Genomic DNA, 23468 nt, shown 5'->3' on the forward strand with positions numbered 1-23468 from the left:
ATCTACTAGTTAAGTACTTTAGTGTTGTAAAACTCAGTGTAAGGATCGGCAAATTCTTCTATTGGGAAATAATCCAACACCGGTTTTTCACATGAATCTAAATGATCTTCAAGCTCTTTAGGTAATTCACTAGAGCCTTTGATTAGAGCATCAGAATGGTTAATAGCAACTTTCATTAAGTTGTTATAATTAGGTGTTTCTAAAAGTTTGATACTTTCCTCGTCAACATTATCAAATTTTACTTTATTGATCATGTTTTTATCTAACGTGCCTTCGAAGCTTTGATTGTATACAGAAGTAACTATTTTACTTTCAGTAAATAAAGGTTCGTTCTTATAGAACTCTTTAAGGTATAAAGGTAATAATGCTGCAAGCCATCCATTTATATGTATAATATCTGGAGACCAGTTTAATTTTTTTACTGTTTCTATGACACCTTTAGCAAAAAATATAGCGCGTTCGTCATTATCACTAAAGAGTTTTCCATCTTCATCTGTAAGCGTAGCTTTTCTCTTAAAATACTCTTCATTATCAATGAAATATACTTGAATTCTTTCCTTTGGGATCGATGCCACTTTTATAATCAAAGGCATATCTAGATCGTTGATAACCAAATTAATACCTGAAAGTCTAATTACTTCATGCAGTTGATGTCTTCGCTCATTTATATTCCCATAACGAGGCATAAATATTCGTATCTGTCCTCCTTGTTTGTTTACCATTTTAGGAGCTTCAAATGACATTGAAGAAATTTCTGTTTCAGGCAAATATGGCACAACTTCAGATGACACATACAATATCCTCTTATCTTTCATAAATCTGTTCGTTTTTGAAATTAAAAATAAAAAACATGCAAAATTACAAAAATTTATGCAGATTGCTAGTAAAATATTAAGTTTGCACGCTGTTAAACTTTTGTTATGGTATGAATATTTTTAAAAACAAAACCGACTTAATTGCTCATATGGATTCATTGAAATCTGAGAAGAAAACAATTGGCTTTGTACCAACAATGGGCGCATTGCATCAAGGACATGTTTCGCTGGTTGCTAAAGGTTTACAAGACAATGACTTTGTTGTGGTTAGTATTTTTGTAAACCCTACACAGTTTGACAATCAAGATGATCTTGAAAAATATCCTAGAACTTTAGATACTGATGCCGCTTTATTGGAAGAAATCTCTAAAGATAGAATTGTTATTTACGCACCAACTGTAGATGATATTTACGGGTCTAATATTGCTTCTACTCATTTTACATATGATGGTTTAGAACATGAAATGGAAGGTAGGTTTAGGGTTGGACATTTTGACGGTGTAGGTACTATAGTAAAACGTTTGTTTGAAATTATTAGACCTGATAAAGCATACTTTGGAGAAAAGGATTTTCAGCAATTAATGATCGTTAAGAAATTGATAGAAAAACATCGTATACCAGTAGACATAATTGGCTGTGCAATTCATAGAGAAAAAGATGGCTTGGCCATGAGTTCTAGAAATGTGAGATTAAAACCTAAATACAGATTAGCAGCTCCTTTCGTTTATAAAACTTTGAATACTGCCAAGGAAAAGTTTGGCACAAAAAGTGCTAAGAAAGTTACAGAATGGGTTGAAACCCAATTTGCTAAGCATGATTTATTAACCTTAGAATATTTTATCATAGCAGATGTTAAAACCCTTAAAGCTGTAAAAAGAAAATCTAATAAAAATAAATACAGAGCTTTTATAGCTGTATACGCAGATGATATTAGACTTATAGATAATATCGCTCTAAATTAATTATCTTTGCCTCATGCAAATTCAAGTAGTAAAATCTAAAATTCACAGAGTAAAAGTTACTGGCGCAGACCTTAATTACATTGGTAGTATCACTATTGATGAAGACTTAATGGAAGCAGCCAACATCATACAAGGTGAAAAAGTTCAAATTGTTAATAATGACAATGGAGAACGATTAGAAACCTATTGTATTCCTGGACCTCGAAATAGTGGAGAAATAACGTTAAATGGTGCAGCCGCTCGTAAAGTAGCTGTTGGCGATACACTTATTTTAATCACTTATGCGTTTATGGATATAGAAGACGCTAAAGTTTTTAAACCTTCATTGGTATTTCCTGATGAAGCAACTAATTTATTAAAATAGACTTTTGGACAAAAAGACTGCTAAAATCCTAAAAATAACATTGCCACTATTATTAGGAGTGGCATTGGTTTGGTATTCACTGTCTAAAATTTCAATCTCTGAGTTAATTACCTATTTCAAAAACGCTAACTATTTTTATATAAGTTTAGGTTTGTTTTTTGGTTTATTAAGTCATTTATCAAGAGCCTATCGATGGAAATTCATGATTGAGCCAATGGGTTATACTCTAAGGCTTCCTAATAGTATTATGGCTGTATTTGCTACGTATTTAGTAAACTATACCATTCCTAGAGCTGGAGAGATTACAAGAGCAACGATCTTAACTAATTATGAAGGTGTCCCATTCGAAAAGGGTTTTGGTACTATTGTAGCTGAACGTATTGCAGATATGCTGGTAATGCTCTGTATTATAATCATCACATTGTTTTTAGAGTTTGATTTTATATATCAATTTTTTGCTGAACGGTTTGAGCCTAAGAAGATTATTTTTGGCACATTACTTATGATCATACTCATAGCTTTGTTTTTTGTATTCATTAAGCGAAGTACATCTAAATTAGCCATTAAAATAAGGACGTTTATTAATGGACTTATAGAAGGGATTATGAGTATTTTTAAAATGAAGCATAAATGGGCCTTTATATTTCACACGATTTTTATTTGGATAATGTATGTTTTAATGTTTTATATCACTTCACTAGCTGTACCAGAAACATCCAACTTACCTCTAGCTGCAATCTTGATTGGTTTTATATCAGCTAGTTTTAGTATAGCGGCAACAAATGGAGGTATAGGTTCATATCCTGTTGCAGTTTATGCAGCCTTTTCAATATTTGCCGTTGCTAAAGAACCGAGTATCGCATTTGGTTGGATCATGTGGTCTTCTCAAACATTCATGATTATTGTACTAGGTGGACTATCTCTTATTTATTTACCTATTTATAATAGGAAAGAATAATTTTTTACCTTGCATTTATATAAATTCTCTAACTAATGAAGAACATTACACTATTCTTGATTCTTGTAACATTACCATTTTCTGTAGTAGCACAAGTCATTTATGAACCTTTTGAATCTGAAAAACTGGGAGTTTCCAGAGAGATTAAAATTCAATTGCCTAGAAACTATGATGCAGAAGAGGAAGCCTTATATCCTTTAGTTATAGTATTAGATGGAGATTATCTTTTTGAGCCTGTAGTGGGTAATACAGATTATCAGTCTTATTGGGAAGATATTCCAAATTGTATTGTGGTTGGGATCAACCAAAGTACAACAAGAGAAGACGATTTTTACTATGGAGATGACACTAATTTTCCAGTAGATGAAAGTGCTAATTTCTTTGAATTCATTGGTATGGAACTTATTCCTTACATTGAAAGTAATTATATGGTCTCAGATTTTAGAATTGTCATTGGTCATGATATAAGCGCTAATTTTATCAATTATTACTTGTTTAAAGATAAACCATTATTCAGAGCTTATGTATTGTTAAGTCCAGAATTAGCACCAGAAATGACTAGATTGTTAGAGCAGAGAGTTCCATTATTAGATTCAGATATCTTCTATTATTTAGCTACTGCAGATGATGATGTAAAGCGTTTAAAAACCGATATTCTGGCTTTGGATAAAATGCTGCAAGCAGTTGAAAATCCTAAATTTCATTACAAGTTTAATAACTTCGATGATGCCAATCATTACTCATTAGTAGGACTAGGTATTCCCAAGGCACTGAACGATATATTTTCATTTTATAAGCCCATTAGTAAGAAAGAATACAAAGAAAACATATTAACTTATGAAGGTAGCCCTTACGAATACCTTATGAAGAAATATGAAGATATAGAGTTATTTTATGGTTTCAAGAAAAAAGTAGTTGAGAACGATATAAGAGCCATTGCTGCTGCTGCAAATAAAAAAAATGATATTGAATCTTTGAAAGAACTTTCAAAATTAGCTAGAAAAGAATATCCAGATTCAATGATAAGTGCTTACTATTCAGGAATGTATTATGAAATGGATGGCAATTTGAAAAAGGCGCTACATAGCTATCAATCTGGCTTAATGTTAAACGAATCTGATAACATTAATAAAGACATGCTACTCGATAAAATTTATGAGTTACAAGAGTAATTTTAATAAAATCATGTATTTCATCGAATAAATAAGTGTTTTATCGTTCTTATTGTTATATTTAACGTCCCAAATCCCTTTAACAATGAAAATCAACCTACTTTTTCTTTGTGTAGTACTTTGTTGTACATCACTATTTTCACAAACCATTTATAAGGAACTACCATCACGAGCTCTAAATACAACGCGAGATATAAAAATTCAGCTTCCTGAAAATTACGATCCAGAATCTACATTGAAGCATCCAGTGATTATTGTATTTGATGGCGATTATCTTTTTGAACCCGTATCTGGACAAGTCCATTTTCAAACTTATTTTAAAGAGATGCCTCAGTCTATAATTGTTGGTATTGTTCAAGGTGAAGAACGATTCTACGATAGCTATTACGATGAATTAACAGGGATGCCTTTTGAGTCTGGTAAGCGCTTCTATGATTTTGTTCAAAATGAGTTATTACCTTACATAGATAATAATTACAACACAAGTCTATTTAGAGTAGCTGTAGGGCACAATTTAATGGGCAATTTTATTAATTCGTATTTATTTACAGATGAACCAGTATTTCAAGCGTATATCAATTTAAGTCCAGACTATAAAGGAATGATGGCAACTAACCTAGCCACTCGCTTAGGGTACTTAAAAAATGAAGTGTTTTATTACTTGGCTACAAGCGATAGAGATATTAAAGGTTTGCGCAATAATATTAGGCAAATGAACGAAGATCTGAAACTATTAGATACTCAAAAGCTTACATTCTATTATGATGAACTTAAAGGAGATACTCATTATACTTTAGTTACAGGAGCGATTTCTAAAGCATTAGATAAGATTTTTGAAATGTTTAAACCTTTAGATGAAAAAGAAATCAATGAAAAGGTAAGAACTTATGATGGAACTTTGGATAAATATATAGTTGACAGGTATAAACGTATTGAAGATTATTTTGGAATAAGTAAACCAATTACTGAAGATGAATTTGCAAAGATTGTAGCCATAGCTGAAGAGCGTAATGATATGGAATCGCTTCAAAAAATAGGGAAGCTAGCCAATAAACAAGACCCAAACTCGTCTTTAGGTACGTATTACTTAGCATTACATGCAGAAAAAATAGGGAAGAACAAAAAAGCAACTAAATATTACGAGTCTGCATTGTTATTGGATGAAACCTCTTTCATTGATAAAGAATTTATTAAATCTAAACTCGAAGACCTTAAATTGGCTGTTGAAGAAATTGAAGATGAAGACGATGAAGAAAACTAGATTTAGCATATACTCAACCGATTATTTTTTTGAATGGTTGTACTTAAAAATGAAAGCTTTTATTTTTTCAGGTAACCAACCTAAACTAGCATTACTAAAAATTTTAGCTGTGATCACTTGGTTTAAAGATATCAACTAAAAATATCTTAATTTAGCTGCACTAAAAAAGCGCCATGGCTAAATTAAAAACCACTTTTTTTTGTCAAAACTGTGGATCACAATATTCAAAATGGCAAGGTCAATGTACATCTTGTAAAGAATGGAACACCATTACCGAAGAAGTCATTCAAAAACCTGAAAAGAGTGATTGGAAAACATCTTCTAGTATATCTAAGCGTGTTTCAAAGCCATTAAAAATCAATGAAATTGACACTTCAGAAGACGCGAGGTTAGACACCTCAGATCAAGAATTTAATAGAGTATTGGGTGGAGGCTTGGTGCCTGGTTCTCTAACATTATTAGGCGGTGAACCTGGAATTGGAAAAAGCACACTTTTGCTTCAAATCTCTTTGAGTTTACCATATAAGACTTTATATGTTTCAGGTGAAGAAAGCCAGAAGCAAATTAAAATGCGAGCTGAACGTATTAACCCAAACACCAACAATTGTTACATACTTACAGAAACTAAAACACAGCATATCTTTAAACAAATTGAAGCGCTTCAACCAGATATTGTGGTGATAGATTCAATTCAAACATTACATAGCGATTATATCGAATCCTCTTCAGGAAGTATTTCACAAATCAAGGAATGTACTACTGAGTTAATCAAATTTGCAAAAGAAACGGCGACACCTGTTGTTTTAATTGGGCATATCACTAAAGATGGTCATATTGCAGGACCAAAAATTTTAGAGCATATGGTTGATACTGTTTTGCAATTTGAAGGCGAACGCAACCATGTGTTTAGAATTTTAAGAGCTAATAAAAACCGATTTGGGTCCACTAACGAGTTAGGCATATACGAAATGCAAGGCTCTGGGTTGAGAGAAGTTTCTAATCCTTCAGAAATCTTAATATCTCAAAAAGACGAAGACTTATCAGGTAATGCAATAGCTGCCACTTTAGAAGGAATGCGACCTTTAATGATTGAGGTTCAGGCACTAGTGAGCACTGCTGTTTATGGGACACCGCAACGAAGCGCAACAGGCTTTAATGCCAAACGATTAAACATGCTTTTAGCAGTTTTAGAAAAACGAGCAGGTTTTAGATTAGGAGCTAAAGATGTGTTTCTAAATATCACTGGAGGTATAACAGTTGATGATCCTGCTATAGATCTGGCCGTTGTAGCTTCAATTCTATCATCAAACGAAGACGAGTCTTTACCAAAAGATGTTTGTTTTGCAGCTGAGGTTGGATTGTCTGGAGAAATTCGCCCTGTACAACGTGTAGAACAACGCATTTTAGAGGCTGAAAAATTAGGATTCTCAACCATATTTGTATCTAAGTACAATAAAATCACTCTGAAAAACACCAACATAAAAGTTCAACTTATGTCTAAAATTGAAGATCTAGTTGAATTTCTTACTTAATCATTAAAGACGTGATTGGCTCCACAATAATTTGAGTAGACACTTTTCTAGGTTCCTTTTTTATTTTAACGCATTGAAATTTCCCAAAATTCCTTAATTTCGCGACTCGATTATACTAATGATATCATGAGTGCGAAAACTTTGATTTATAGATAGTTGTAAATTACAATGAATCCATTATTAAAGTTTGCATCTGTCCATGAAAATAAAATAGAAACTATCAGATGAAATTTCCTGAATATAAAGGACTTGACTTACCTAAAGTAGCTGAGGAGATCCTCAATTATTGGCAAGAAAACGACATCTTCGAAAAAAGCATCTCTACACGCGAAGGGAAAGAACCATTTGTGTTCTTTGAAGGACCTCCATCTGCAAATGGATTACCAGGTGTTCACCACGTTTTAGCACGTGCTATTAAAGATATTTTTCCGCGATATAAAACCATGAAAGGTTTTCAAGTAAAACGAAAAGCAGGTTGGGATACACATGGTCTACCCATAGAACTTGGTGTAGAAAAAGAATTAGGAATTACTAAAGAAGATATTGGGAAAACCATTTCTGTAGAAGATTATAATGCAGCTTGTCGTAAAGCGGTTATGCGTTATACTGATGTGTGGAATGATTTGACACAAAAAATGGGATATTGGGTAAATATGGATGATCCTTACATTACCTATGATCCAAAATATATGGAAAGTGTATGGTGGTTGTTAAAACAAATTTACAGTAAAAATTTGCTTTACAAAGGTTACACTATCCAACCTTACTCACCTAAAGCAGGAACAGGTTTAAGTTCTCATGAGCTCAACCAACCTGGTACATATCAAGATGTAACAGATACTACTGTTGTGGCACAATTTAAAGCCAATGCCAAATCGTTACCTGACTTTCTAAAAGATGAAGGTGATATTCATTTTTTAGCTTGGACAACCACACCTTGGACTTTACCTAGCAATACAGCTTTAACCGTTGGACCAAACATTGACTATGTTCTTGTAGAAACCTACAATCAGTATACATTTCAACCTATGAATGTGATTTTAGCTAAGAAATTAGTTAACTATCAATTCTCAGGAAAGTACAATCTTGTTGAAGAAAAATCAGACCTACTAGCTTATAATTCTGGTGATAAAAAAATCCCGTATTACGTAGTTAAAGAGTTTAAAGGGAACGATCTAGTTGGGATTACTTACGAACAGTTATTGCCATATGTATTGCCAAATGACAATCCTGAAAATGCCTTTAGAGTCATCTCAGGAGATTTCGTTACTACTGAAGACGGAACAGGAATTGTGCATACTGCACCAACTTTTGGAGCTGACGATGCTTTAGTTGCTAAACAAGCACAACCCGAAGTCCCTCCAATGTTAGTGAAAGATGAATATGGCAATTTAGTGCCATTAGTAGATTTACAAGGTCGTTTTCGACCAGAAATGGGAGCGTATGCTGGCAAATATGTGAAAAATGAATACTATGCAGATGGTGAGGCACCCGAACGTTCAGTAGATGTCGAACTAGCAATTAAATTAAAAGAAGAGAATAAAGCGTTCAAGGTTGAAAAATACAAACACAGTTATCCAAATTGTTGGCGTACAGATAAACCAATTCTTTATTACCCATTAGATTCTTGGTTTATTAAAGTAACCGATGTTAAGGATCGAATGCATGAGCTAAACACAACCATAAACTGGAAACCAAAATCTACTGGAACAGGTCGTTTTGGTAACTGGTTAGCTAACGCAAACGATTGGAATTTATCACGATCTCGATATTGGGGAATTCCTTTGCCTATCTGGCGCACAGAAGATGGTAAAGAAGAAATTTGTATTGGTTCAGTTGAAGAATTAAAAACCGAAATGCAGAGAGCAGTTGAGGTAGGCGTTATGAAAGCTGATATCTTCCAGAGTTTTGAAGTTGGAAATATGTCTGATGATAACTATGCTAAAATTGACCTTCATAAAAATATTGTTGATGAAATTATTTTAGTTTCTCAAAGTGGGCAACCTATGAAGCGCGAAAGCGATCTCATTGATGTATGGTTTGATTCAGGTTCTATGCCTTATGCTCAATGGCATTATCCTTTTGAAAACAAAATGTTTATTGATAAAGGACAAGCTTTCCCAGCTGATTTTATTGCTGAAGGTGTAGATCAAACGCGTGGGTGGTTTTATACACTTCATGCTATTGGAACTATGGTATTTGACTCAGTAGCGTATAAAAATGTAGTATCAAACGGGTTGGTATTAGATAAGAATGGTCAAAAGATGTCCAAACGTTTAGGTAATGCAGTAGATCCTTTCGATACCTTATCAAAACATGGTGCAGATGCCACACGTTGGTACATGATTATGAATGCGAATCCTTGGGATAATCTTAAGTTTGATTCGGCAGGAATAGAAGAGGTGAAACGTAAGTTCTTTGGAACGTTATACAACACCTATTCATTTTTTACCTTGTATACCAATTTAGATGAATTCACATATTCTGAAACAGATATTTCGCTAGCAGATAGACCAGAAATTGACCGTTGGATTTTATCAGAATTACATACTTTAATTCAAAAGGTAGATGCATATTATGCAGATTATGAGCCAACAAAAGCCGCAAGAGTTATTTCAGATTTCACTCAAGACTATTTGAGCAATTGGTACGTACGTTTAAGTAGAAGACGTTTCTGGAAAGGAGATTATCAATCTGATAAAATTTCTGCTTACCAAACGTTGTATACTTGTATGATTACCATAGCAAAATTAGGCGCACCAATTGCACCTTTCTTTATGGATAGACTTTATACAGACTTAAATTCGGTAACTCAAAAAGAAAAGTTTGAAAGTGTGCATTTAGCAGATTTTCCAATGTTTGAGCAATCATATGTAGACAAGAGTTTAGAGCGTAAAATGGAAAGTGCCCAAACAATTTCTTCTTTAGTATTATCGTTAAGAGCTAAAGAAAAAATAAAAGTACGTCAACCATTGCAAAAAATAATGGTTCCAATTGATAATGAAACGCAAAAATCTGAAATTCTAGCAGTTTCAGATCTGATTAAGTCAGAAGTTAATGTTAAACATGTAGAGGTATTAGAAGACGCTTCAGGCATATTAGTAAAGCAAATTAAACCTAATTTTAAAGTTTTAGGACCTCGTTTTGGACAAGACATGAAAGCTGTAGCACAAGCAGTTAACAATTTTACGGCAGATGATATTAAAAAAATCGAGCAAAATGGAAATTTAGACGTTGAAATTAATGGAAAAAGTATTACTTTAGAACGGTCTGATGTTGAAATTACATCACAAGATATCGAAGGATGGCTTGTGGCAAGTTCAGCTGGTTTAACAGTTGCTTTAGATGTAACTTTAACAGATGACTTAAAGAAAGAAGGTATTGCACGTGAATTGGTAAATAGAATCCAAAATTTACGTAAAGATTCTGGTTTTGAACTAACAGATAGAATTGCAGTACAGTTTCAAAGAGATGAACAAATTATTAACGCAATAAACAAAAATTTAGAGTACATAAAAACAGAGACATTAACAGATGAACTTGAAGTTTTAGACAATCTAAATAATGGTATAGAAATTGCCTTCGATGATGTAAATACCAAATTGTTTATTAAAAAAATCTAAAATTATGGCAACAGATAGTAAAGTAAGATACTCAGACAAAGACCTAGCAGAATTTAAAACCTTACTCCTTGAGAAGATTGAAAAGGCAGAGCACGATCTAGAACTCATAAAAAGTGCTTACATGAACGATCACAATAACGGAACTGACGACACTTCGCCTACATTTAAAGCTTTTGAAGAAGGAAGTGCAACGATGAGTAAAGAGGCAAACTCACAATTGGCAATTCGTCAAGAAAAATTTATTCGTGATCTTAAAAATGCGATCATAAGAATAGAAAATAAAACGTATGGTGTATGCCGTGTTACAGGGAAGCTAATTAATAAGGAACGCTTAAAATTAGTGCCTCATGCTACATTGAGTATTGAAGCAAAAAACATGCAAAAATAAATCCATTCTATAAAGAATTTAAACCCACATAAACGTCTTGCATTCGTAAGACGTTTTATTTTTTCTTTAAATGCGAATAGAATAAAACAAGTATTTTTATGAACTGTAATACCAAATCATGTCTTTAAGAAAAGCAACTATATTTATTTTTGTTATTCTACTTTTGGATCAAATCTCAAAAATCTATATCAAAACACATTTTGCCTTGCATGATAAAGTTGTTGTTTTTGAATGGTTTCAAATTGTATTTGTAGAAAATGACGGCATGGCTTGGGGAACTAAACTAAGCGATTTCATAACTTTCATTTCAGATCGAACAGCAAAACTTTTCTTAACCTTATTTAGAATCATTGCAGTAATTGGTATCGGTTATTGGTTAACAGTATCAATAAAAAAGCAAAGAGCACGAACCTTGATATTTGCCATAGTATTGATACTTGCTGGAGCTTTAGGAAATATTATAGACTCAGTGTTCTATGGAGTACTTTTTAATGATAGTATGAATCAAGTGGCTTCATTCTTGCCTCAAGATGGTGGATACGATACTCTTTTTCACGGTAAAGTGGTAGATATGCTACATTTCCCTATTTGGAGTGGTGTGATACCAGATTGGATTCCTTTTTATGGAGGTAGATATGCTACATTTTTTGAGCCAGTTTTTAACGTTGCTGATATGGCGATAAGTACTGGTATAGGGATTTTAATTTTCTTTAATAAACGTGCTTTTAATAACTCCTAAGCGTTTACTCAAACAACATTTTGTATAATAGCAATTAAATTTTATTTATTTAATCCTTCAAGGAGAGAATGTCTAATTTTTAATGACTATAAGGTGATTGTTTAAGAATTACGTATTCTGAAAATTGTAATAACTATGTTGTAAAGGTGTATATTTTTTTTGGAGTCACACAGTAGTTTAAACTAACATCATCCTCGAAAACATCTATGATTTGTTCAACTCCTTGAAAAAAAGATAAGCCAATTTTTATGGTTTCAGGTTTGCAATTGATCAAAAACCTATCATAAAACCCTTTCCCGTAGCCAACTCGATTACCAGTTTTGTCAAAAGCAAGTAATGGGATAAAGACCACATCGATTTGCTTTGCGTCTATAGGAATACCTGAGATGGGCTCAGGGATATTCCAAATATTCTTTTTGATTTTTGTGCTATCGGTTAATAAAAAATGAGATAACTCAAGAGTAGAAAAGTTGCTTTTTGAAATTACAATGTGTTTGTCTTTGCCAGATAGAATATTCAAAACATAATCTGTATTGACCTCATTTTGCTCTTTAATAGATAAAAAAGTATGATAAAATTCGTAATTCCATATTGGGAGTTTCAATAGTTGATTTGCAATTTGTAAGCTCAAGTCTTCAACTTGGGTTTTAGAAAGTGCTTTTCTAAGTAACTTGTATGCTTTACGCAGTTCAGTCTTTGTCATCCTTTACGTTAGTTGAAATATGAAAAATAGCATCACCTTGATAAATGATTGGAGATTCATTGATGTTAAATAAATAGCCATCATTAGGTGCTTTTACAGTATGATTAAAGCCTCCGTAAGGATCAGTGATGTGACCAATAACATCTCCTTTATTCACTTTAGAATTAATTTTTAAAGAAGGCTTGAACATACCAGAATAGTTTGCTCTTATCCATTTACTATTTGATATAAAAACACAAGACTTTTTGGGTTGAGATACTTTAAACTTACTATTAAGCATTTCTAAATGATGAAGCACTCGTTTGGCACCATTTACTCCTGTATTGGTGATTGTGTTATCAATATTAAAGGATTTACCACCTTCAAATAGGAGGATAGGAATTCCTAGTTTGTAACAGGTGTTTCTAAAAGATTTATTTAGGTTTTTTGAGTATAGAACAAAAGGAGCACCAAAAACCTTAGCAAGCTCATTTAGGTTTTTCTCACCTTTAATGATGCGTATTTGAGCAGCATTAAATCGATCTGCTCCACCTGTATGGAAATCCATGACCAAATCTGCATGAGGTAAAATTTCAGTAACTAGTTTAAAAGCCACACGGCTAGCTAGTGATCCTCCTTTTATACCAGGAAAAACACGGTTTAAATCACGACCATCAGGAAACTCTCGATCCATATGTATAAAGCCAAATACATTAATAACAGGTACACAGATTATGGTGCCTTTTTTGGGTTTGTTAATCCCTTTTGCTATAATTTGCCTCACAATTTCTACACCGTTGACTTCATCTCCATGAATACCTGCAGTAATTAAAACTGTTGGGCCAGGTTTTTTTGAACGTTCAATGATCACCGGAACATCTATTGTATTCTGGGTGTGTAGTTTTGCAACATTAAAACTTACAGTTGCACTCTTTCCTAAGGGAACGTCTTCTCCTAAGATTTCTAATATGTTTTTGTTGCTCATTTACTTTCTATTACGTTCTATAAAAGTGATAATCGCCCTAGCAATGTTTTTTCCTGTAGCAGTTTCTATGCCTTCTAATCCTGGTGTTGAATTGACTTCTAGTAGTAAGGGCCCTCTTGCAGATTGTAACATATCTACACCGCAAACAGGTAACTTTAACGCTCTGGAAGCTTTCATAGCGACACGCAATTCGTCAGTATTTAGCTTTATAATATCTGCGTTTCCACCACGATGTAAATTTGAACGAAACTCACCTTCTTTTCCTTGACGCTTCATTGCACCAACCACTTGCCCGTCAACTATTAATGCTCTTATGTCTGCACCTTTAGCCTCTTTGATGAACTCTTGTACGATTACTCTAGCTTGAAGACCGTTAAAAGCTTCAAGCACAGATTCTGCTGCGTTTTTAGTTTCTGCTAAAACAACGCCAAGACCTTGTGTACCTTCAAGAAGCTTTATAATTACTGGAGTTCCTCCAACATGTTCAATAACCTCCTCAACATCTCGAGAATAATTAGTAAATACGGTTTTAGGCATTCCTATTCCTGCTTTACTTAACCGTTGCAGGCTTCTTAATTTATCTCTCGATCTTAAAATAGCATCAGAGGTAACAATAGTAAATACACCCATCATTTCAAATTGTCTTACTACTGCACAGCCATAGAATGTTACCGAAGCACCTATTCTTGGAATAATAGCATCAACGTAATTTAAATAACGGTCTTTGTAATAAATGGTTGGTTTTTCTTTTTCAATGATAATATCACATTTGAGAGGGTCAATTACTTCCACTTCATGACCTCTGCTTTCACCTTCTTTTACAAGCCGTTGTGTGGAATACAAATGTGGATTTCTAGATAAAATTACAATATTCATATAGCGTATTTAATACAACGAGATATTTTGATCTATCGTTAACTACACTGCAATATACTAAAATACGTCAGGATTTAATTTTTACAGTAATCGCTTTTCGTTTACCTTTGAGTGATGCAAAAGCCTACTCTAGATATTCAACTTAAAACCTTACCACATCAGCCAGGAGTGTATCAATATTTTGATGCAAACAATAAATTGATTTATGTAGGCAAAGCAAAAGATATTAAGAAGCGAGTTAGCTCTTATTTTACTAAAACTCATGATAATGGTAAGACTAGAGTTTTGGTAAAGAAAATAGCGCAGATAAAGCATATTGTTGTTGAGACCGAAACAGATGCACTTTTGCTTGAGAATAACCTAATAAAAAAGCATCAACCACGTTATAATGTGATGCTCAAAGACGACAAATCGTACCCTTGGATCTGTATAAAGAATGAGCGTTTTCCTAGAGTGTTTCCGACAAGACGTATATTTAAAGATGGCTCAGAATATTTTGGTCCTTATACAAGTATGAAAACCGTTTGGACCTTACTCGACCTTATTAAAGGCCTGTATAATTTACGTACTTGTAATTATAATCTTTCAAAAGAAAAAATTGAAGCTCAAAAATATAAAGTATGTTTAGAATACCACTTGGGAAATTGTAAAGGTCCATGTGAAGATTTACAAAGCGAAGAAGCATACAATAAAAATATTAAGGCCATAAGGGAAATTATAAAAGGAAATTTTAAAGACTCGCTATCTCAATTCAAAATGCAAATGAAGCAATTAGCTCAAGATATGCAATTTGAAGAGGCACAACGCATCAAAGAAAAAATAGAAGTTTTAGAAAATTATCAAGTAAAATCTACTGTAGTAAATCCTAAAATAAGTAATGTTGATGTTTTCAGTATTATAAGTGATGAAAGTTATGGCTATATCAATTTCTTGCAACTGTCTTATGGTAGTATTATTAGGTCGCATACACTTGAGATTAAGAAAAAATTAGACGAAACAGATAAAGAATTGTTAGAGTTGGCGATTACAGAAATTAGACAACGCTTTAGTTCAAATTCTAAAGAGATCTATGTCCCTTTTAAGGTCGATTTAGGAGATGAGATTAAAGTAAGCATTCCAAAATTAGGAGATAAAAAAAAGATTTTAGAATTATCTCTTAGAAATGCTAAATATTACAGAATGGAGCGCTTCAAACAAGTTAAGATTGTGGATCCAGATCGTCATGCCAATAGAATAATGGCTCAGATGAAATCCGATCTACGTCTTAATGAAGAACCTCGCCATATTGAATGTTTTGATAACTCTAATATTCAAGGTACTTATCCAGTTGCAGCATGTGTAGTATTTAAAGACGGTAAACCTAGTAAGAAAGATTATCGTCATTTTAATATAAAAACAGTTGAAGGCCCAGATGATTTTGCTTCAATGGAGGAAGTGGTTTACAGACGCTATAAACGATTGCTAGAGGAAGAGCAGCCATTGCCTCAGCTTATAATTATAGATGGAGGAAAAGGGCAACTCTCATCAGCATTGAAAAGTTTAGATATGTTACGTCTAAGACAAAAAATTGCTATTATCGGAATTGCGAAACGTTTGGAAGAATTATTTTATCCAGATGATCCAATTCCACTATATTTAGACAAGAAAAGTGAAACGCTTAAAGTTATTCAACAATTACGTAATGAAGCTCATCGTTTTGGTATTGAACATCATAGAAACCGCAGAAGTAAAAACGCATTAACAACAGAGTTAGAGACCATAAATGGCATTGGGGAACAAACAATTATTGCATTGATGAAGCATTTTAAATCAGTTAAACGTATTGCTGAGGCAACAGTGGAAGATTTAGAAAAAGTAGTTGGACGTGCTAAAGCAAAAAAAATAAAAGCCTATTATAGTAAAACATGAAAAAGCTCCTTATCATTACACTAATGTGTTTTATGTGCTTAAATACAATAGCGCAAAATAATTTTGAAGGCAATTCTAAAAAGGTAGGGTTGGTACTAAGCGGTGGTGGTGCTAAAGGGTTTGCTCATATTGGTGTATTAAAAGTGATTGATAGTCTTGGTATAAAAGTAGATTATATTGCTGGCACAAGTATGGGAGCTATAGTTGGCTCATTATATGCTTCAGGTTATTCAGGAAAACAATTAGATTCTATTTTTAAGAGTTTAGATTTTGACGCTGTTATTAGTGACGATATACCTAGAGCTGCTAAAACATTCTATGAACGTGATAATACTGAAAAATATGCAGTTTCACTGCCCTTTGATAAGTTTAAGTTAAAATTGCCATCGGCTTTATCTCGAGGCCAAAATGTTTTTAATCTATTATCAAAACTCACATTGCACGTTAGTGAAATCAATGATTTTGAAAAATTGCCTATTCCATTTTTTTGTGTTGCTACAAATGTAGAAAATGGGAAAGCAGTTATTTTAGATTCTGGTAATTTAGCTCAAGCTATCACTGCTAGTGGTGCATTTCCATCGTTATTTCAGCCAGTCATAATTGATGATAAATTATTGATTGATGGTGGCGTCATTAACAATTACCCTATAGATGAACTCAAAGCGAAAGGGATGGATATTATTATTGGTGTAGATGTGCAAGATGGGTTAAGAGACAGATCTGAACTTAAATCAGCACCAGATGTGCTGCTTCAGATTAATAATTTTAGGACAATCAATGATATGAAACAGAAATCTTTAAAGACAGACATCTATATTCGTCCTGATATCACAGATTTCACTGTAGTTTCATTTAGTGAAGGTGAAAAAATCGTTGAAAATGGTGTGCAGGCAGCGTTAGCAAAAATTGATGAATTATTACCATTAAAAACCATTAAATCTGAAAACTTAAAAACACAAGTCAATATCGTAACAGCTGATAGTATTCAAATAAATGAAATAGATATTGAGGGTAATAAACGATACACAAGATCTTACGTTTTAGGAAAATTGAAATTGAAAGGAGATTCTAAAGTAAGTTATGACGATTTCAATAGAGGAATTAATAACCTTATAGCAACAAACAATTTTGATACCTTCCAGTATCAATTTAAAAAGTCAAAAGATAAAGATGGATATGATTTGTTTGCTAACCTTGTAGAAAATGAGATTACAACATTTTTAAAATTAGGCTTGCATTATGATGATTTATACAAAAGTGCAGCATTGGTGAATTTTACAAAAAAGAGACTCTTATTTGATAATGATGTAGCGTCGCTTGATATCATCTTGGGAGATAATGTGAGATATAATTTTGAATACCTAATTGACAAAGGCTTCTATTGGAGTATTGGTTTTAAATCTAGATACAATCAATTTCATAAAGGCATTAATGTACAATTGTTAATTGATGACTCGCCAGTTATTGGCTCGGGTCTAAATAAGATTGATGTAGAACTGCAAGATCAAACCAATCAATTCTATTTACAGAGTTTGTTTAGACGAGATTTTGCATTCAGTATTGGTGCAGAACACAAACGATTAAAAATAAAATCAGAAACGATTACTCTTAATTCTGAAACCGATGAGTTTATATTTGAAAATACAGACTATGGAAGCTTATTTGGAACTTTGAAGTTAGATACATACAATAATAAATATTTTCCTAAAAGAGGCTTATATTTCTGTGGTGATTTTCATTGGTACCTATTAGCTTCAGGATTTAATGACGATTTTGAGCCATTTTCAATTGCTAAAGCAGATATGGGTTATGCCTTTTCAGTGTCAGATAAGTTAGCATTTAATTTAAAAACTGAGGGAGGTTTTAAAATCGGAGAAGGTACAACCAATACTTTAGACTTTGCACTTGGAGGTTATGGTAATGATTTCATCAATAATTTTATCCCATTTTATGGTTATGATTTTATTTCATTAACAGGGAATAGCTATGTGAAAGCTACTGCTTCGGCAGATTATGAAATCTTCAAGAAACATCACATCACTTTAGAAGGAAATTGGGCAAATGTTGACGACAATATATTTGAATCAGGTGAGTGGTTTACTCTTCCAGATTACAGAGGATATGCATTAGGATATGGAGTTGAAACATTTTTAGGGCCATTACAAGCAAAATTCAGTTACTCTCCAGAACAACGAAAAAGTATTTGGTACTTTAATATTGGATTCTGGTTTTAAAATATCTAGAATTTCACGATATTTGATGCATGCTAAATCTATTATTTAAAGATTTATTAACTCATCTTCAATTTCTCATCAAGAGAAATCCAGAATAAGTACGCAATATTGTATCTTTATATCAAGTGAAAAAGTTTAAAAAGATCAATTCCAATTTTTAAGTTCTAATATTTAATATCAATAGCATGCCTTTTTATCATAAACTGGGAAAAATCCCATATAAACGACATATACAATTCAGAAAAGAAGACGGAAGCTTATACTATGAGCAACTCTTTGGGACTATTGGATTTGATGGGATGTCTACTAATTCATACCATGAACAAAGACCAACTCAAGTTAAAGAAATAAGAAAACAATACAATATAGCACCTAAAATCGCAAAAGCCAACAGTATACAATCTTATCGTTTGAAAGGGTTTCAAGTGCCGCCTGAGAATGATTATTTAAATAGTAGAAAAGCGATATTAACCAATAGTGATTGTACTATAATTTTGGCAGCTCCAAAGCAATCTACTAAGGATTATTTTTATAAAAACTCTGATGCCGACGAGCTAATTTTTATTCATAAAGGTACGGGGAAATTAAGAACACACTTAGGGAACTTAGATTTTAAATATGGTGACTATCTATTAGTACCTAGAGGCATTATTTATAAAATAGATTTTGACACTGAAGATAATCGATTATTTATCGTTGAGTCTAAACGACCAATCTATACGCCCAAACGCTATAGAAATTGGTTTGGTCAATTGCTTGAACATTCACCATTCTGTGAGCGTGATCTTCGTCAACCACAAGAGTTAGAGACTTATAATGAATATGGCGATTTTATGATAAAAGTAAAGAAGCAAGATGATATATTTGAAATGATATATGCTTCGCATCCATTTGATGTGGTAGGATATGACGGTTACAACTATCCATATGCTTTTTCAATTCATGATTTTGAACCTATTACTGGACGAATACATCAACCACCTCCAGTTCATCAAACATTTGAAACTGATGCATTTGTAGTGTGTAGTTTTGTACCTCGCCTTTACGATTATCATCCTGAGAGCATTCCAGCACCATACAACCATAGTAATATAGATAGTGATGAGGTATTGTATTATGTTGATGGCGATTTTATGAGTAGAAACGATATTGATGCAGGACATATATCTTTACATCCAGCAGGTATTCCTCATGGACCACATCCTGGAGCTACAGAACGAAGCATAGGTAAAGTAAAAACAGATGAATTAGCTGTTATGGTTGATACATTCAAGCCATTACAAATAACCGAGGAAGCACTTAAAATTGCAGACGAAGATTATTTTAAATCTTGGTTAGAACATTAATGAAATAAATAGATGTCATATAATAAATTACCAGCTGACCCAACAGCAATGATATTGGGTGTTATCGCACTAGTTGTTTCATTTGCAGGCTGTTGTTGTGGTCTTTTTGCTGTCATTCCTTTGGTTTTGAGTATCATAGGTTTGGTCATGTCAAATAAGAGTTTGAGACTATTTAATGAAAACCAAGACATATATGCCGTTCAAAGTAGAAGTAATGTAACTACAGCTAGAGTTATAAATATTGTAGCTTTGGTGTTAAGCGCATTAATCACAGTGATTTACGTAGCTTATTTCGTGTTATACGGAGCGCTTTTATCTACTGCATTTATGGAGGGTTACAATGATAGTAATACCTTTGATGAAGACTTTTATGAATGGGAAAACGATAGTATCTACGACTATGATGACTTTGAAATAGAAGAAGATACACTACAAATAGATTCTATAATAAGTGAACCTTTAAACGAATCCCTTGAATAGGATTATAAAAATTAAACAAACTAGCATAACAATTAAAATTGAAAAAATGAGTAAAGACGTAAAATCAGTAAACTACGGTTTAGAAAAAATATTTGAAGGTGCTCAAGATTTTCTACCACTTTTAGGAACAGATTATGTAGAGTTCTATGTTGGTAACGCAAAGCAATCAGCACACTTTTATAAAACAGCTTTCGGCTTTCAATCTTACGCTTATAAAGGATTAGAAACAGGCTCAAAAGATGAAGTGAGTTATGTGTTAAAGCAAGATAAGATCCGTTTAGTACTTACAACTCCATTAAATAGCAAATCACCAATCAATGATCATATAGTTAAACACGGTGATGGTGTTAAAGTTATTGCCCTTTGGGTAGAGGATGCTAGAAAATCATTTCAAGAAACCACAAATCGAGGCGCAAAACCTTATATGGAACCTAAAGTTGAAAAAGACAAATATGGAGAAGTAGTTAGAGCAGGGATATATACTTATGGAGAAACCGTACACATGTTTGTTGAACGTAAAAATTATAGTGGTTCGTTTTTACCAGGATTTAAAAAATGGGAATCAGACTACAATCCAGAGCCAGTTGGTTTAAAATATATTGATCATATGGTTGGAAATGTAGGTTGGGGACAAATGAATACTTGGGTAAAATGGTATGAAGATGTTATGGGGTTTGTGAATTTCTTGTCATTTGATGACAAGCAAATTCATACAGAATACTCCGCACTCATGAGTAAAGTGATGAGTAATGGAAATGGGCGAATAAAATTTCCAATAAATGAACCTGCAAAAGCAGCGAAAAAATCTCAAATAGAAGAATATTTAGATTTTTATGAAGGGTCTGGTGTACAACACATTGCAGTTGCTACCGACGATATTATTAAAACTGTAGCACAACTAAAAGCTAGAGGTGTCGAGTTTTTACCACCACCACCACAAGCCTATTATGATATGATCCCAGAACGTTTAGGAGAACATCGTGATATGATGAAAGAAGATATTAAGAGGTTACAAGAGCTCTCAATTTTAGTTGATGCAGATGAAGAAGGTTATTTGTTGCAAATTTTCACTAAACCAGTAGAAGACAGACCAACACTGTTTTTTGAAATTATACAACGTATGGGAGCAAGAGGCTTTGGTGCAGGCAATTTTAAGGCCTTATTTGAATCCATTGAACGTGAACAAGCCAAAAGAGGAACACTATAAGTTTAATGTGACAAATCGAAAAAGACCTACATAATATCAAATTGTGTAGGTCTTTTTGTTTTCGTACAATTATATAGGAGTTTAGCATAACTATAATAGCGATATTAACTAATGATTACGAGTTTTTTTATATTTTTGGAACAGTAATTGTAATTCTCCCTTTAGAACAATAAAATGAAATGTAATAAAGTTTCATTTACAATAACTACAATAATGAAAAATGTACTACTTATAATTGGCGTTGTGTTTTGTATGCAAATTTCTTTTGCCCAAAAAGAAAGTGCATTTCAGGGAGGAGAATGGTTTAAATTTGAAATGAGCTATAGCAAATTTCTCAAAGCTGGAAACGCAACATTAGAAGTAAAAGAATCGACAATAAATGGAAGACCAGTTTTTCATGTTGTTGGAAAAGGTTGGACAACAGGTCCAATCAAATGGTTTTTTAAAGTAAAAGATAGATACGAAAGCTACTTTGATAGAGAAACAGGGATGCCATATAAATTCATTAGAAAAATAAATGAAGGTGGTCATACTAAAGATATCGAAATTGATTTCGATCATGATAACCAAAAAGCCTTAGTTGAAAACAAAAAACATAAGACCAAGAGAACGGTTGCTACCGAAAAAGATGTTCAAGATATGGTCTCGGCATTTTATTATTTGCGAAATAATTATGATACAGATAAAATAAGGGTTGGTGAAATTGTTCAGCTCAATATGTTTTTTGATGAAGAAAATTATAATTTCAAATTGAAATTTTTAGGTAGAGAAACCATCGATACAGAGTTTGGCAAGGTGAAAACCTTAAAATTTAGACCCTATGTAATGGCTGGTCGAGTATTCAAAGAACAAGAAAGTTTAACCTTATGGGTAAGCGCAGACAACAATAAAATTCCATTAAAAATTAAAGCAGATTTAGCCGTAGGTTCATTACAAGCTAATTTAGAAGCCTTTAAGGGATTAAAACATTCTTTTCAAGTACAATTTGACTAACTAATATGCAAGATTCACAACTGTTTGACGATATCATTAAACAACTCCAAGAGAAGTATACAAAAATAGATCAAGATACAGACGACCACCTTTATGGCTTACTCTATAGTAAGCCTATTACATATTGGGACTATATACAAACGGATGCGCTTCTAAACCTTCAAATACAAAGAACAACACTTCCCGATGAGATGGTATTCATTGCCTATCATCAAATTAATGAGCTGATTTTTAAAATGATTCTTTGGGAAATTGAACAGGTCGCTAGTAAAGATGACTTAAATGCTGAATATTTTGAAAGTAAGATCATGCGTATCAGTAGGTATTTTGATATGCTGACGACCTCATTCAATATTATGAGAGAAGGTATGGAAGTTCAGCAATACATGAAGTTTAGATACACCTTAACACCAGCTAGTGGTTTTCAGAGTGCCCAATACAGGATGATAGAATTTGCTTCTACCGAATTGATTAACCTTATTGACTTCAGATTTAGAAAGACTATAGATAGAAACACGCCGTTTGAGCATGCTTTTGAACACTTATACTGGCAAGCAGCAGGGAAAGATTACAATACAGGAAAAAAGTCAACGCTTCTGGTGAATTTCGAAAAACGTTACAAAGGCGACTTTATTCGCTTTATGCAAACCTATAACACTAAAAATTTATGGACACGCTTCAAAGAATTACCAAAGCAGGACCAACAAGATAAAGATTTGGTAAAAGCGATGCGACATTACGACTATACAGTCAACGTTACTTGGGTAATGGCACATTATAATGCAGCAAAGCATTATATTGAAAGTGGTACAGGAGATGGAGAAGCTACAGGAGGAAGTGATTGGAAAAAATACATGCATCCTAAATATCAAAGACGTATATTTTTTCCTGAACTTTGGAGTGAAGACGAACTAAATAACTGGGGAGAAAACATTTAAAAAAA

At 33.0% G+C, this 23468-nt stretch carries 20 protein-coding genes; 16 read left to right on the top strand and 4 right to left on the bottom strand.

What is annotated here, in order from left to right:
• Positions 1-5: 5 nt before the first annotated feature.
• Positions 6-815, bottom strand: coding sequence for a glycogen/starch synthase (locus tag Q0876_RS06495; protein ID WP_299225332.1), 810 nt, complete (start codon positions 813-815; stop codon positions 6-8).
• A 110-nt stretch (positions 816-925) separates the two neighbouring features.
• Here Q0876_RS06495 and panC point away from each other — a divergent pair, with 110 nt between their 5' ends.
• The 9 genes from panC (at position 926) to Q0876_RS06540 (ending at position 11814) form a co-directional block, all read left to right on the top strand.
• Entirely contained in the window at positions 926-1777 is an 852-nt protein-coding gene (gene panC, locus Q0876_RS06500; RefSeq protein ID WP_299225334.1) for a pantoate--beta-alanine ligase, read from the top strand.
• A gap of 13 nt (positions 1778-1790) precedes the next feature.
• Positions 1791-2141 (top strand): aspartate 1-decarboxylase, encoded by a 351-nt coding sequence (panD, locus tag Q0876_RS06505; protein WP_008270229.1) that lies wholly within the window; start codon positions 1791-1793, stop codon positions 2139-2141.
• 4 nt (positions 2142-2145) lie between these two features.
• Positions 2146-3099 carry a lysylphosphatidylglycerol synthase transmembrane domain-containing protein gene (locus Q0876_RS06510; RefSeq protein ID WP_299225337.1) on the top strand — a complete coding sequence of 318 codons (954 nt, stop codon included), beginning with the start codon at positions 2146-2148 and terminating at the stop codon, positions 3097-3099.
• A 35-nt stretch (positions 3100-3134) separates the two neighbouring features.
• Entirely contained in the window at positions 3135-4271 is a 1137-nt protein-coding gene (locus tag Q0876_RS06515; protein WP_299225339.1) for an alpha/beta hydrolase-fold protein, read from the top strand.
• A gap of 85 nt (positions 4272-4356) precedes the next feature.
• Positions 4357-5532, top strand: coding sequence for an alpha/beta hydrolase-fold protein (locus Q0876_RS06520; protein WP_299225341.1), 1176 nt, complete (start codon positions 4357-4359; stop codon positions 5530-5532).
• A 173-nt stretch (positions 5533-5705) separates the two neighbouring features.
• The gene (radA, locus tag Q0876_RS06525) at positions 5706-7064 is read left to right on the top strand and encodes a DNA repair protein RadA (RefSeq protein WP_299225343.1); all 1359 of its coding nucleotides are present in this window, start codon (positions 5706-5708) and stop codon (positions 7062-7064) included.
• A gap of 224 nt (positions 7065-7288) precedes the next feature.
• A complete protein-coding gene (gene ileS / locus Q0876_RS06530) occupies positions 7289-10687 on the top strand; it encodes an isoleucine--tRNA ligase (RefSeq protein WP_299225345.1) in 3399 nt (1132 codons plus the stop codon).
• Between the two features lie 4 nt (positions 10688-10691).
• Complete coding sequence (locus Q0876_RS06535) at positions 10692-11075, top strand: TraR/DksA C4-type zinc finger protein (RefSeq protein ID WP_299225347.1); 384 nt, start codon at positions 10692-10694, stop codon at positions 11073-11075.
• Between the two features lie 118 nt (positions 11076-11193).
• The gene (locus Q0876_RS06540; protein WP_299225350.1) at positions 11194-11814 is read left to right on the top strand and encodes a lipoprotein signal peptidase; all 621 of its coding nucleotides are present in this window, start codon (positions 11194-11196) and stop codon (positions 11812-11814) included.
• A 133-nt stretch (positions 11815-11947) separates the two neighbouring features.
• Here the strand turns inward: Q0876_RS06540 and Q0876_RS06545 are convergent, their stop codons facing one another.
• Genes Q0876_RS06545 through rimK form a run of 3 tightly spaced genes read right to left on the bottom strand, consistent with a single transcriptional unit; the run spans position 11948 to position 14357 of the window.
• Positions 11948-12517, bottom strand: a complete 570-nt coding sequence (locus tag Q0876_RS06545) for a 5-formyltetrahydrofolate cyclo-ligase (protein WP_299225352.1) — start codon at positions 12515-12517, stop codon at positions 11948-11950.
• Positions 12504-13481, bottom strand: coding sequence for a succinylglutamate desuccinylase/aspartoacylase family protein (locus Q0876_RS06550; protein WP_299225354.1), 978 nt, complete (start codon positions 13479-13481; stop codon positions 12504-12506). Before Q0876_RS06550 ends, Q0876_RS06545 begins: the two co-directional genes overlap by 14 nt.
• Positions 13482-14357 carry a 30S ribosomal protein S6--L-glutamate ligase gene (gene rimK / locus Q0876_RS06555; protein WP_299225356.1) on the bottom strand — a complete coding sequence of 292 codons (876 nt, stop codon included), beginning with the start codon at positions 14355-14357 and terminating at the stop codon, positions 13482-13484.
• 114 nt (positions 14358-14471) lie between these two features.
• Here rimK and uvrC point away from each other — a divergent pair, with 114 nt between their 5' ends.
• The 7 genes from uvrC to Q0876_RS06590 all read left to right on the top strand — a co-directional run bounded on the left by uvrC (position 14472) and on the right by Q0876_RS06590 (position 23463).
• A complete protein-coding gene (gene uvrC, locus Q0876_RS06560; protein ID WP_299225358.1) occupies positions 14472-16265 on the top strand; it encodes an excinuclease ABC subunit UvrC in 1794 nt (597 codons plus the stop codon).
• Positions 16262-18499: a patatin-like phospholipase family protein gene (locus Q0876_RS06565; protein ID WP_299225360.1), complete on the top strand. Its 2238-nt coding sequence runs from the start codon at positions 16262-16264 to the stop codon at positions 18497-18499. The genes uvrC and Q0876_RS06565 overlap by 4 nt, the downstream gene beginning before the upstream one ends.
• Before the next feature lie 185 nt (positions 18500-18684).
• Positions 18685-19845 (top strand): homogentisate 1,2-dioxygenase, encoded by a 1161-nt coding sequence (locus tag Q0876_RS06570; RefSeq protein ID WP_299225362.1) that lies wholly within the window; start codon positions 18685-18687, stop codon positions 19843-19845.
• 12 nt (positions 19846-19857) lie between these two features.
• Positions 19858-20325 (top strand): CCC motif membrane protein, encoded by a 468-nt coding sequence (locus tag Q0876_RS06575; protein WP_299225364.1) that lies wholly within the window; start codon positions 19858-19860, stop codon positions 20323-20325.
• A gap of 46 nt (positions 20326-20371) precedes the next feature.
• Positions 20372-21532 carry a 4-hydroxyphenylpyruvate dioxygenase gene (hppD, locus tag Q0876_RS06580; RefSeq protein WP_299225366.1) on the top strand — a complete coding sequence of 387 codons (1161 nt, stop codon included), beginning with the start codon at positions 20372-20374 and terminating at the stop codon, positions 21530-21532.
• 213 nt (positions 21533-21745) lie between these two features.
• Positions 21746-22525, top strand: a complete 780-nt coding sequence (locus Q0876_RS06585) for a DUF3108 domain-containing protein (protein WP_299225367.1) — start codon at positions 21746-21748, stop codon at positions 22523-22525.
• 5 nt (positions 22526-22530) lie between these two features.
• Entirely contained in the window at positions 22531-23463 is a 933-nt protein-coding gene (locus Q0876_RS06590) for a tryptophan 2,3-dioxygenase family protein (protein WP_299225369.1), read from the top strand.
• Positions 23464-23468 lie beyond the last annotated feature (5 nt).

The organism is uncultured Psychroserpens sp. (assembly GCF_947503375.1).
Classification (GTDB): domain Bacteria; phylum Bacteroidota; class Bacteroidia; order Flavobacteriales; family Flavobacteriaceae; genus Psychroserpens.